The sequence below is a fragment of the Emticicia aquatica genome, from assembly GCF_923079645.1.
GTDB lineage: Bacteria > Bacteroidota > Bacteroidia > Cytophagales > Spirosomataceae > Emticicia > Emticicia aquatica.
In genome coordinates, this window is the sequence record NZ_CAKLPY010000004.1 from 176,738 (window position 1) to 189,242 (window position 12,505).

9 protein-coding genes are annotated in these 12,505 nt (G+C 36.2%); 3 read left to right on the forward strand and 6 right to left on the reverse strand.

The annotated features are described in order from the left end of the window. Nucleotides 1–47 precede the first annotated feature (47 nt). The 3 genes from MJQ71_RS18770 to MJQ71_RS18780 all read right to left on the reverse strand — a co-directional run bounded on the left by MJQ71_RS18770 (nt 48) and on the right by MJQ71_RS18780 (nt 4,607). Nucleotides 48–803, reverse strand: coding sequence for a LytR/AlgR family response regulator transcription factor (locus tag MJQ71_RS18770; protein WP_238808473.1), 756 nt, complete (start codon nt 801–803; stop codon nt 48–50). Continuing rightward, nucleotides 800–1,786, reverse strand: coding sequence for a sensor histidine kinase (locus tag MJQ71_RS18775; protein ID WP_238808474.1), 987 nt, complete (start codon nt 1,784–1,786; stop codon nt 800–802). The genes MJQ71_RS18770 and MJQ71_RS18775 overlap by 4 nt, the downstream gene beginning before the upstream one ends. A 202-nt stretch (nt 1,787–1,988) precedes the next feature. Next, nucleotides 1,989–4,607, reverse strand: coding sequence for a carbohydrate-binding domain-containing protein (locus tag MJQ71_RS18780; protein WP_238808475.1), 2,619 nt, complete (start codon nt 4,605–4,607; stop codon nt 1,989–1,991). A 221-nt stretch (nt 4,608–4,828) separates the two neighbouring features. On the opposite strand from MJQ71_RS18780, the gene MJQ71_RS18785 reads away from it, so the two are divergent. After that, entirely contained in the window at nt 4,829–6,535 is a 1,707-nt protein-coding gene (locus tag MJQ71_RS18785; protein WP_238808476.1) for an alpha/beta hydrolase, read from the forward strand. Nucleotides 6,536–6,587: 52 nt separating this feature from the next. On the opposite strand, the gene MJQ71_RS18790 is transcribed toward MJQ71_RS18785, so the two are convergent. Next, complete coding sequence (locus MJQ71_RS18790) at nt 6,588–7,892, reverse strand: alpha/beta hydrolase family protein (RefSeq protein WP_238808477.1); 1,305 nt, start codon at nt 7,890–7,892, stop codon at nt 6,588–6,590. 292 nt (nt 7,893–8,184) lie between these two features. Next, nucleotides 8,185–9,942, reverse strand: a complete 1,758-nt coding sequence (locus MJQ71_RS18795) for a DEAD/DEAH box helicase (RefSeq protein ID WP_238808478.1) — start codon at nt 9,940–9,942, stop codon at nt 8,185–8,187. Nucleotides 9,943–10,618: 676 nt separating this feature from the next. On the opposite strand from MJQ71_RS18795, the gene MJQ71_RS18800 reads away from it, so the two are divergent. Then, nucleotides 10,619–11,785, forward strand: coding sequence for a tyrosine-type recombinase/integrase (locus MJQ71_RS18800; protein WP_238808479.1), 1,167 nt, complete (start codon nt 10,619–10,621; stop codon nt 11,783–11,785). Here MJQ71_RS18800 and MJQ71_RS18805 read toward each other — a convergent pair. Next, nucleotides 11,762–11,977, reverse strand: coding sequence for a hypothetical protein (locus tag MJQ71_RS18805; protein ID WP_238808480.1), 216 nt, complete (start codon nt 11,975–11,977; stop codon nt 11,762–11,764). The two genes, MJQ71_RS18800 and MJQ71_RS18805, sit on opposite strands and share 24 nt — an antisense overlap. A gap of 313 nt (nt 11,978–12,290) precedes the next feature. Between MJQ71_RS18805 and MJQ71_RS18810 the strand changes: the two genes are divergently transcribed. Then, the coding region (locus tag MJQ71_RS18810) for a hypothetical protein (protein WP_238808481.1) at nt 12,291–12,505 on the forward strand (215 nt) is incomplete at its 3' end.

The window sequence follows — 12,505 nt, forward strand, 5'->3', positions numbered from 1 at the left end:
AGTCATTTATGAGTGAAAAGGAAAAAAAGCCAAGTGAATCGTCAAAATCAACCTTTCTCAAACCATTTTTTAAATGAGGTAACTTTTTCTTTACTAATGATTGCTTCAAATGCAGCAGTTGGACGAATTTTCACCAAAATTCTACTATTGAAATAGGGTTCGATTTCAACAATGCTTTCTCTCGAAAGTATATATTGACGATTGGCACGAATAAAATCTTGTGGGTCTAATTGATTTTCGAGGTCTTCGAGTTTAAAATCAAGCAAGTATTTACGGCCATCGAATAATTGCCCAAATACTAATCCTGTTTCAATAAAAAAATAGGCAAACGCATTAGATTTGATTGGTAAAAGTTTGTCTCTAAATCGTACTAAAAAACTTTTTCGATAGCTCTTTTGGGAAAAAGCTTGCTGTTTTATTAATTCGTTGAGCATTTCTTGTTTGACTAACTGCTGGTTATTAAACTTGTCGATAGCAAAACTTAGCGACTCTAAATCTATCGGTTTTAATATATAATCTATACTATTTAGTTTAAATGCTCGAATTGCATATTCGTCAAAAGCAGTTGTAAATATGATTGGCACATTGATTTGAATTTGTTCGAATATTTCAAAAGAAACACCATCGGCTAGTTGAATATCAGAAAAAATCAAATTCGGACTTTCATTCGAGGTAAACCATTTGATTCCTTCTTCAATAGAATCAATTACTGCCAAAATTTGACAATTAATATTCAGTTGATTTAATAAAAACTTGAGTTGACTAGCTGCCGCCGACTCATCCTCAATGATAACTATTTTCATGGAATCAGTGGTAAAATCACTATAAATGCTTCATTTTTTTCAATTTCGATTTCATGGTTGGCTAAAATCTTAAATCGCTCGTTTAGGTTCACCAAACCAATGCCTGTTCCTTCCGAATTCATCTTACGATTAAGTGTATTTTTGACGATGAGCGTTTTTTCATTTTTATTCGATTCAATCCAAATATTTAGAGGTGATTTCGTAGAAATAATATTATGCTTAATTGCATTTTCAATCAAAAGTTGTAATGAAAGTGGTGGAATACTGAAATCGGTATTGTCTATATTTTTGGTGATTTTCAGGTTATCCCCAAATCTTATTTGCAATAAAAAAATATAGCTATCTACCAATGTTAACTCCTCTTTTAGCGGAACTAACGACTGCTCTTGCATACTCAAAGAATACCTTAATACTTGAGAGAGTTTCTGTAGATAATGCTGACTTTTTTCTTTGTCTTCATTGATAAGCCAACTGAGGGTATTCAACGAATTGAATAAAAAATGAGGGTTTAATTGGTTTTTCAGCGAAGTAAGTTGCACTTGTAAATTCTCATTTTTTAGGTGTTCGTTTTCAAGCAAAATTTCGTTTTTTCGCTCAGTTTCAATCGAAAATTTACTAAAAAAGTAGGCTATCATAGCAATCAAAATGCCTCTAGCAAAGACCGTTGGAATCATCCGTGACGATAAACCAATGACAATCATATTTAGCATTGATAAAACAATTACGAATACAATACAATGTAGCATTACATCAAAAATACGCCTCCACTTAGAAAAATTCGCTCTTGAATGGCGATATATAAGCTCAATAAACGATACTGAGTAAATTAAACAGACGGCAATTTGAATGAAAATATCTAATTTGGCAATGCCTGATTTTTCTAATCGTGGTAATTGAAGAAATATTATAGGCAAATTTACGAACAAAGCCACAAAAAGCGACACTCCCCAGACAAACTCCTTAGTTGAATGATTCTTGGTCATTAGTAATATTAAAAAAATATACCAAATGTATGAATTTAATTAGCATAATTAGAAAATTCAAAGTGAATAGGAAAAACTTGCACTTGAAAAACACATTCGGAGTGTTACAAATCCACAAGAGGTGTCGCGTCATATTCTTGTATTAAAAAAAACCGATACGCGTGATGTTCGTATCGGTTTTCGTATTTTAATTTAATTTATTTTAAAACGAAATAGTATTTACTGTATTTGTACCCGAAGTTGTAGGCGAAGATTTTAATGTTCCGCCTGCGTTTGAATACGTTCCGCCTGTATATAAGCCCCATCCTGAAGAACTGCCCACAAAGCTTCCGCCAGTATAACTTCCTCCGAAATAAATTTTATACTGCGTGTTTTTTGTCAAACTTGGATTAGAAAAATGGAAATAATAATTGGCATTTTTAGGCTTAAAAGTAAGCATTTCTTTTCCAGAAGCGTCTTCGATATGCAATACTGACGAGGCAGCAAGTTGTGTACTTGAAGTTAGATACATACTTACTTGTGTTGAAGTTGCAGTCATGGCTTTAGTCATTCTGGCATTAGAACCCCCAGCAATTAAAAATCCACCATTAACAAGAAAATTTCCGTTAATATCAATGCCTTCTTCAGGTTGGTTTGTTGGGCCACCGACAATGGCAGTTCCACCCGTTATTGTTATATTTCCATTACTATCAATTGCGTCACTTCCAGTAACTATTAATATACCACCTTTGATGTAGATGTGGCTACCGTCATTAGATTCAGTTCCACCAGAAACTGTTCCCATTGAAGCATTAATACCATCATTGGAAGACGTTACGTTTGTAATACCGCCTGCAAAAGTAATGATTTTAGACTCTATTCCTTCGGTTGATTTGGTGATATTGAGCGTACCATCATTCACTGTAATGGATGTTTCTGATTTGATACCATCATCAGTTGCTGCAATGTTTAGTTCACCATTATTCATTGTAAAAGCTCCATCACTTTTAATACCTTTGGCTTCGCTGGTATTGGTCGAATTATAAGTAAATTTTGTACCCGTTGCTGAAATATTCGTTGTACCGCCACTAACCGTTGCCGTACCATCCACAGTTATGCCTTTTGCTCCACTTCCTGTGCTAGTTATGGTCAAGTTACCTCCTTTTATTGCCAAATTTTTATCGCAATTGATACCCGCAGGTGCTGCAATGTCCGAATCTTCCGTATCATAATAAGCTGCTCCAGAAGTTGTAATTTTCACTGTACCAGCAGTTAGTGTAAAATCTCCGCCTGTTTTGATACCTTTCGAGCCTTTACCCGAAACCGTTAGCGTAACGGACTCAGATGTACCAATCGTAGTATAGCTTTCACTCTTAATAGCATTGCCTTTATCGCCTGTTGTAGTTACTGCTAACTTACCTCCTTTCACCAAAACATAAGGTGTAATGGTAGCATCAGTTCCTTCATACGGAGCTGCAATTCCATCATCAACACTATTGACAGTTATTGTACCGCCATTGATTGTCACATAACCTTCTTCGGCCACAATACCATCGCTCGACGAGGTTACTGTTAGCGTTCCATTATCCATCAAGAAATAATCATTCGCATGAATCCCATCTTTAATGGCCGATTTCACCACAATAGTTGCTTCGCTGACAGCAATATAATCATCTGCTACAATAGCATGTTTATTATTTCCTGTCACATTTAATGTACCAGTTCCCATAAAACTCAATTGCCCTTCGCTAAAGAATGTTCCTTTTTGGTCTTCTTTACTGGTTGCATAAGTTGCTCCATCAATCAGTGTATTGCTTGTTCCTGCCAATATATTAATCGTCCCTTTTTTACTTGATTGGCTATTGATAGCAGGGCCAGCACTGTTTGTAATACTTACACCTTTCAAAGTGATGTTATACCTGTATTCACTATAAATCTTGAAGCTACCTTTAGAAGCAGTACCCGACAATAGATAAACTATTTCTTTTGTAGTATTGGTCGAAGTAACCGTTACGTCTGCACCGCTCACCGAAACACTTACACCCGAACTCTGATATGGATTATTAACCGTAGCACTTGTACCAGAATAAGCAATCACAACAGTATCTTTGGCAGCCGTTGTGGTACTTGTAGTTCCAACAGCAATAGCAAGTGTAACCGTACAACTTTGTCCGCCTAAACTCAAATTAAATGTCGCTGTCCCAGATGATGTTGGCGTACCCGAAATCGTATAAGTCAAGTTGCCTGCACCATTAGTTAATGTACCTGCAGCCACGGTTGCTGTTAGTCCTTCAACTCCTGTAGAAGTTGCTGTCGAAACATCATACGTTCCGCCATTACCGTCAGTATAAGCCATTGTTACAGTACCTGTATAAGCTGTGCCATTTGTACCAGTGGCAGGTGCAAGCGTACAAATTAATGTTGAAATGCTAGATTTTGAAACTGCCACTGGCAATGACAATGTACAACTTTGGCCACCTAACGAGATAGCAAAAGTAGCTGTTCCAGCCGAAGTGGGAGTTCCCGTTATCACAAAACTGGCATTTCCACTACCTGTTGCTAAAGTTCCTGCCGATAATGTCGCAGTTAGTCCTGTTACACCTGTAGAAGCAACGGCTGTACCTGCTTCGTAAGCCACCCCATTTCCACCTGTATAAGGTACACTTGCGGTAGCGGTATAAGAAGCTCCGCTTGTGGCAGTTGCCGAAAAAGTAGCACTAGAACAAGTTAATGCTGTGATAGTTGCAGTTTCAACAGTTGTTATTTCTTCACTTTTACAAGCTTGAAAAATCGAAATAAAAGTCAGCATTACGCCAACGACCAAAATCCCCCTTCTTTTCATACGGTGTTTTTTATGTTTAATTTTTTAATTACGAGATGGCTTAAACAGCCTGTTTATTTTTTTATAGACGTGATAGTTACAAAAAGGGTGGTATGCCCATAAAAAATCGTAGTAAAAATCATATTCAAAAAGGTTTATTGAATATTTTGTTAGTAAATTCATATTGAGAAATATATTTTCCTTGAAAAAATTTTAACTTTGGTAAAAACAGCTCATCAACTATGAAAAAAACTTTCTTCACTTTTCTGATGCTGGTTACTTATGCAGTAACTGCACAAACTAATTTTACAGTTAAATTCCCGAATCAAGGCTCTTTAGATGGTCGCTTGCTTTTGATGCTTTCAAAAAACAGTAAATCTGAACCCAGATTTCAGATTCTTGATGGCCACGATACTCAAATGGTTTTTGGCCTAAATTTAGACAAGTGGGCTTCCAACAAACCAAAAACAATGAACACTCAAAATACTTTTGGTTATCCAATTCAGGCTTTGAAAAGCATTCCTGCAGGAGAATACTATGTTCAAGTATTACTTCATAAATATGAAACCTTTAAGCGAAAAGACGGAAAAGTAGTCAAACTTCCAATGGATAGAGGTGAAGGACAACAATGGAATTTAGCTCCAGGAAACATTTACTCTAAGCCCATAAAAGTTACTATAAACCCTAAAACTGCTCAAAATTTTGAGCTGAAAATTGACCAGACAATTCCACCAATTGAAGAGCCAAAAGACACAAAATACATCAAACATATTAAGATTCAGAGTAAACTTTTGACTGAATTTTGGGGCAGACCAATGTTTATAGGAGCTCATGTTTTGCTTCCCGAAGGATTTGACGAACACAAAGATGTGAAATACCCGCTTGCCATTTTTCATGGACATTTTCCTAGTGATTTTGACGGTTTTAGCACAACTCCACCTGATGCCAATATACCAACCGATGATTATAGTCCAAGATTTAAAATTTACGGCTATAATAAAATAGTCCAACAGGAAGCCTACGATTTTTATAAATTGTGGACTGGACCGAATTTTCCAAGAGTATTAGCCATCGAAATTCAGCATGCTTGCCCCTACTACGATGATTCTTATGCAGTGAATTCCGAAAGTATCGGGCCTTATGGCGATGCCATTACATACGAATTGATTCCATTCATAGAAAAACAATTTAGAGGAATTGGCCAAGGTTGGTCGAGATTTACTTATGGTGGCTCAACGGGTGGTTGGGAAGCGTTGGCGGTGCAGGTAAAATATCCAAATGAATATGGTGGTTGTTATGCGGCTTGTCCTGACCCCATTGATTTTCGGGCTTTCACAACCGTAGATATTTATAAAGATAAAAATGCGTATTTCTACGAAAGTGAATTTAAGCAAACCGAACGTCCTGGGTATCGAGATTATTTAGGACAGCTAACCGCTACGCTCAAAGAAATGAATATGCGAGAATTGGCACTCGGCACAAATTCAAGAGGTGGACAACAGTGGGATATTTGGGAAGCAGTCTTCTCACCAGTCGGAAAGGATGGTTATCCGCAACCAATTTGGGATAAAAAAACTGGCGTAATTGATAAAAAAGTAGCCGAATACTGGCGAGAAAACTACGATTTAACTTATATTTTGAAACGAGATTGGTCAAAATATGGTGACAAATGGCGAGGAAAAATCAGAATATATTGCGGTGATATGGATAATTTTTATCTGAATAACGCAGTATATTTGGCAGAAGCCGAGCTAAAAAATTTGAATAGCCCAGCCTATGAAGGCGAAGTTGATTATGGTGACAGAGCTGAACATTGCTGGAACGGTGACCACACCCAACCAAATTATATTAGTCGCCTACGTTACCACCGAATGTTTATTCCAAAATGGGTAGAAGACATGAAAAAAACAGCCCCAAAAGGTGTTGATTTGACGAGTTGGAGGTATTAATTATTCTCTTATAAAAAAAGACTTCGCATAAGCGAAGTCTTTTTTTATGAATCTACTTTCCAGCCTCAGCATGAAGCATTTCTAAACCTACCGACGCACGAGGTTTGAAACCTGTCCATGGTTTGTCGTTTGAGTTTTGGTTAAGGTCGAGGTATTTTGCGTAATCTTTTTTCTTGAGATGCATACCCAAAAACGCCGTTACGAAATGTTGATTGATATTATTAATGCGGCGTTCGTTCCAAGCAGGTTCGGCATAGCGATAATATTCATCAAAGTGCAAACCCGCTTTTAAAGATTCGGCTGGTGGCGGATTTGGAGCTACATTATGGCGAGCATTCATATATGTTAATAAATACCGATTCGCATTTACGGCACCCGAATAAATTGCTTTGATACCTTTTTCATAACCCGAAATATCGTCTTGACTTCCAGCCACAAAAAAAGTCGGTATTTTCAAGCCTTTCAAACTTTCTGCATCCCAAGCTCCACGTTCCATACCCCACGGAGCAAATGCAACAACAGCTTTTATGCGGTTATCAACCGTAGCTCTATAATCTGGGTGTGAACTTGTTCGAACTTCAATTGCTTTACTTCCACCACTTAATGAACCAAAAATTTTAGTTATTTGGTCGCTATAACCTGCTCCTGCTACATTCAATACACCATAACCACCCATCGAATAACCAATCAAAGCAGTATTTTCTGAGTCAACTATTCCTGACAAAAAACCATCTTTTGCTTTTCCTAAATCAGCTATTTGGTTGAGTATAAACAATATATCTTTCGACCGATTCAGCAATGTACTCGGAAAAGGCGAAGCATCTCGAAACGTTGATTCGGTGTGGTCAATGGCTACAACAATATACCCTTTTGATGCTAAGTTTTCGGTTAAATAAGTAAGCAATAATCTTGACCCCAAATAACCATGTGAAACAATCAGTAAAGGAAAAGCTCCATCGCTTGTTTTAGGAGCAGCATCTCGCACAGCACGACCCAAAAACGTAAACGGAATCAAAGGGCGTTTGGGGTCATTCGATGAACCCATTACTTGGTCATACGTTACTAATTCTTTTACATCAGCCGATACATTTGCTGGATACCAAACCTCTACTTTGAGCGGGCGGTCATAAAGAGGGTCAACTCCTCCTTTCGATTTCAATACATCAACTTGATTTTTATTTACAAAATCAAGTGTACGAACACCAATTTTGTATTCTCCACGTGCCGAAAGTTCGGGAGCATCAGGCAAAGCATCACCGTAAACAAAAGTTTCAGCGTTATTTTGAGCCAACGAATTTCGTGTAAAAAAAAGCACACTAATTACAATAATCAGTGATTTTGAAGAAAATAATTTCATTTTTTAAGGTTGAATTTTGCTGTGAAAATGTTTTTTTGAATAGTTAATATCCTGCAAATTACTCAAGAAATAGCATTTTTTCACTCAAATTCTTTCTTAATTATATGAAGCAAAATCTATCCCTACTAAGTAAGAAAAATTATTCCATCCGCTAATATTACTTTTGATAAAGAAACAGTTATTGGGAAAAAATATCCCTAAACTCAATTAAATTGGTCAATAAACGCATAAAAAAAGCGAAGCAAAAGTTTTATAAACTCCTACTTCGCTTTTTTAAAATCTTAACTAAATATTACTTAGCAACTTCCATGCTCACTTGGCGAGCATTAATAGTTTTGCCTTGCATTCCGTCTAATACACGCTTTACATCAGCTTGTGGTACTTCAACGAAACTAAATTTGTCATAAATATCAATTTGACCAATCGCACGACCTGCAATACGAGTTTCTGACGTAATTGCACCAACAATATGATTTGGAGCAACATTATCTTTGCGACCTAAGCTCAAAAACAAACGAACCATGTCGGCATTGCCCGAACCTCGTCCACCTGTTGGGCTTTCGCTACGTCTTTCTCTTGGTTCAAAACGACGTTCACGTTGTACACCGTCACGGCTTGCACCACCATCACGACCAAAGCTACTGCCTTCTCTACGGCCATAAGGAGCTGGTCTTGAATCACGACCAAATCTTGCATCTCTGTCGTTTCCTCTTGGCTCACGGAATGTGTCTGAAAGTTGATTATCTGAAAATTCGCTTTTCACAACGCCTACTTGCATTTTAATCAATGCCGACATAATTTGAGCTTCTGAGTATCCTTCTTCACTCAATTGTGCAATAATTCCGTCGAAAGAATTATCTACGCCTGCCGTTAGCACTTCTTTTACTTGGTCAACAAATCTTTGGTGACGTGTTTGAACCAATTCAGCATAAGTAGGAATTGTTCCTTGCTCAATTTTTGCTTTTGTATAATTTTCGATGTTACGAAGACTACCTCTTTCACGAGCCGAAATAAACATAAATGCTTTTCCTGCTTTTCCTGCACGACCAGTACGGCCAATACGGTGCACGTAATATTCTAAATCTTGTGGTACATCATAATTAAATACTGCATCAACGCCAGATACGTCAATTCCACGAGCTGCTACGTCAGTTGCAACCAAAATTGTGGTTGTTCCTGCACGAAATTTACTCATTACTTGTGTACGCACTTGCTGACGCATATCGCCATGTAGGCCTTCTGCTGCATAGCCACGAATTTGTAAATCACTCACGATTTCATCTACTTTCGATTTTGTGTTAGCAAAAACCAACATCAATTTCAAATTATGCACATCTATCAAACGAGTCATTACTTCCATTTTAGCTTCTCTACGAACCGAGAAATAAAATTGCTCAATGTTAGCGTTTGAAACTTCTGTTTTCAATGTACGAACAATCTCAGGATTTTTCTGGAAACGTTTCGCAATTGACAAAATTTCTGGCGACATCGTTGCCGAGAATAATACTGTTTGACGTTCTTCTGGAGCAAAAGACAAGATTTTTTCAATATCTTCTCTAAAACCCATGTTCAACATCTCATCAGCTTCATCCAAAATCGCCAATTTAATATCACTCAATATCAAAGTTTTGCGGTCAATGTGGTCCATGATACGGCCTGGTGTACCAACCACAATTTGCGAACCTTTTTTCAAAGCCAAAAACTGACGCTCATACGACTCTCCACCATAAATGGCAGCTACGTTAAGGCCTCTTTTATACTTTGCTAATTTTTGGATTTGTTCTTTTACTTGAAGAGCCAACTCACGAGTTGGGCACATTACTAATACTTGTGTACTTTTACTTTCAACATCAACTGCTTCAATGGCTGGAATACCAAAAGCAGCCGTTTTGCCTGTCCCTGTCTGAGCTTGTCCAATGAAATCGCCACCACGCATAACAACGGGAATAGCTTGAGCTTGGATAGGTGTTGTGAATTCAAAACCCATTTCTTCAACTGCACGAAGGATGTACTCTGAGACCGGAAGGTCAGAAAATTTTACTGGTTCCATTAAGGATAAAATGTTTTAGTCGGAACGTCACTGTCGTCCTCACGCAAAACCGTGGATTGCCCCGATAGCCGAAAAAAAATGATAAAGCGAACGATGAGAACCATCCGTTGCTGCCCTGAAAGGAAATTGAATGAAAGAGCTAAACTCTTCAAATCGATTTTATTGACGCAGAGGCTCCAATACGGATGTGCCTTTTTTAATACAGATGCAAAAGTACTGCCAATTTTTTTATGAAACAAGTAAATCCATAAAAGTTTGTATTTTTTTTAGACAGCCTCTCGAAATATTCCATCCAAAACCATAAACATGATGACCAAATCTTATCTTAAATACCTATTTATCAAGGATTTTCTTAAAAAACACAATAGACTTAGAATAATAAATTATATAACTTTTCCAAGAAACAAGAATTTTATTTGGACTTATCAAAAATCAACAAAATTCTGATTTGTATTTAACTAAAATCGAAGTGAATGATTTGGTGACTTTCGTCAAAAAAAATTTTTTACTATTCTCGACAATGAATCTGATTTTGAAAAATGAAAAATAAAAACTTCTTTTGTTTCAGCAAAGTTTACATCAAATGTGTTTCGACTTTTCTTTTTTAAGAAATCCAGTTTCTTCATATTTTGATGTTTCAGAAATTTGCAAATCCAACACACAATTTTAAAATATAATGGTAAAAATTGACATTGATAAAAGAAATTCGGATGCTCTTTTGGTCGAATTTGAAGATTTAAGTTCCAATCAAATCATCACTCAAATTCCCCAGCGGCGTTGGAGTCAATCTCGTAAATGTTGGGTTGTGGAAAACACCCGCCATAATGTTATATTGATTGGAAAGCTATTTGGCAAAAACAATTGCCGATTTTCGAGTGCAATCATTACTTTATACAAGCCTGAGGTTACGTTAGAAGAAATTAACCAATATTTTTCAAGATTTAACCATAATTCTTGGAAAAACAAACCCGCCACACGAGAAGACTACAACCATCCAATTATTATTTCGTTGGACAAGCACATGAAAGTTCGCAATTATAGTTATCGAACCATCAGCAATTATCGTAGTCATCTCATCAAAATGATTCATTATTTTAGTCCAACAACTCTCAAAGAGGTTTCAAAAGAGCATTTTGAAACTTATCTTGATTACTTGGTCACGAAGCGAAAACAAAGTGCTTCATCGCTCAATGTGGCCATCAATGCTTTTAAATATTACCGAGAAAACCTACTTGGAATTGCCACCAAAAGTTACTTTTTGATGCCAAATATTATACGAGCAAAGCAATTACCCGAAGTGTTGCACCAAACAGAAGTAGAAAAAATTTTAGAGAAAACCACGAATCAAAAATTCAGAACCATTTTTTGCCTCATCTATTCCACAGGCTTACGCTTGAGTGAAGCCACAAATATTAAAATTAGCAGCATTAATAGTAAAAATAAGACCATTTTCATAAAAAATGGCAAAGGGAAAAAGGACAGATATGTTGTATTGTCGGATAAAATTTTAGATTTATTGAGAAGTTATTACAAAGTTTATCAACCCAAAGAGTATTTATTTGAAACAGATTATAATTTTGACCCCATTTGTACCCGAACGGTGCAAAGAGTTTTTGCGAATGTGGTAAAACAATGTCGAATAAAAAAACATGTTGGTATTCATTCGCTTAGGCATAGTTTTGCGACACATTTACTGGAATCTGGCGTTGATATTCGATACATTCAGGAGTTACTTGGGCATAGCGACATCACTACAACCATGCGATATACGCACGTACATAATGCGGCATTAAAGAATGTAACGAGTCCGTTTGATAAATTAAATCTCAATCTTGCGAAGTAGCGGACGTAGATAAGTTAAACTACAAAATTTTCGATTGAGATAATAACCTTTTGAGTAGCCATTAAGCACCATTCTTATTTCACGACGAGTGGCTATTCTATACATTTTATTATCGTGACCGATGAAATATCCTTCAAAGCCTTCGATTAGCCAAGCAGCTGTAATGGTTTTCGATTTTAGTTTAAGTTTCACACGTGTTATAATGCTGATAATCAATTATTTAAGACCTATACAAATATACTAATTTTTATTCAAAACACAAAAGACCGAAAACTAATATTTATATACATTATAAATCATTCTTTATCAATGAATTATAGCGAGGCAAATGTAGAATCTAAATAAAATATATATTGATTATTTGGAATATGCCTAAAAAGTCAATATTATTGTGACAGCATAAAGAAATATGCAAAAATTAATTAACTTATAATCAACCAATTATAGCTGTGCAGTGTCGTACTTTTATAAGTTGGAAGTTTATTCACGCTTTAAAATACTAACAATGACTAAAGATGAAATTGTAAAAATAATTCTTGCTGACAAATCTACGATTGCTCTATCTGAATCAATAGATTCGTCTGTATTAAATAAACTTGTTTTAGAGTTAGAATCAAATTGTTTAATAAAAATTAGTGGTTCTCCATATCGAGAGCCACGAGAACAAACTATATCCTTAACTAAAAAGGGAAATGATTTCAAGTATTTACAAAAAACTTA

What these genes read in the sequence shown, in the direction of transcription:
- MJQ71_RS18785 (WP_238808476.1), top strand. Translation starts at nt 4,829, where the DNA reads ATGAAAAAAACTTTCTTCACTTTTCTGATGCTGGTTACTTATGCAGTA.
- MJQ71_RS18770 (WP_238808473.1), bottom strand. Translation starts at nt 803, where the DNA reads ATGAAAATAGTTATCATTGAGGATGAGTCGGCGGCAGCTAGTCAACTC.
- MJQ71_RS18800 (WP_238808479.1), top strand. Translation starts at nt 10,619, where the DNA reads ATGGTAAAAATTGACATTGATAAAAGAAATTCGGATGCTCTTTTGGTC.
- MJQ71_RS18780 (WP_238808475.1), bottom strand. Translation starts at nt 4,607, where the DNA reads ATGAAAAGAAGGGGGATTTTGGTCGTTGGCGTAATGCTGACTTTTATT.
- MJQ71_RS18795 (WP_238808478.1), bottom strand. Translation starts at nt 9,942, where the DNA reads ATGGAACCAGTAAAATTTTCTGACCTTCCGGTCTCAGAGTACATCCTT.
- MJQ71_RS18790 (WP_238808477.1), bottom strand. Translation starts at nt 7,892, where the DNA reads ATGAAATTATTTTCTTCAAAATCACTGATTATTGTAATTAGTGTGCTT.
- MJQ71_RS18775 (WP_238808474.1), bottom strand. Translation starts at nt 1,786, where the DNA reads ATGACCAAGAATCATTCAACTAAGGAGTTTGTCTGGGGAGTGTCGCTT.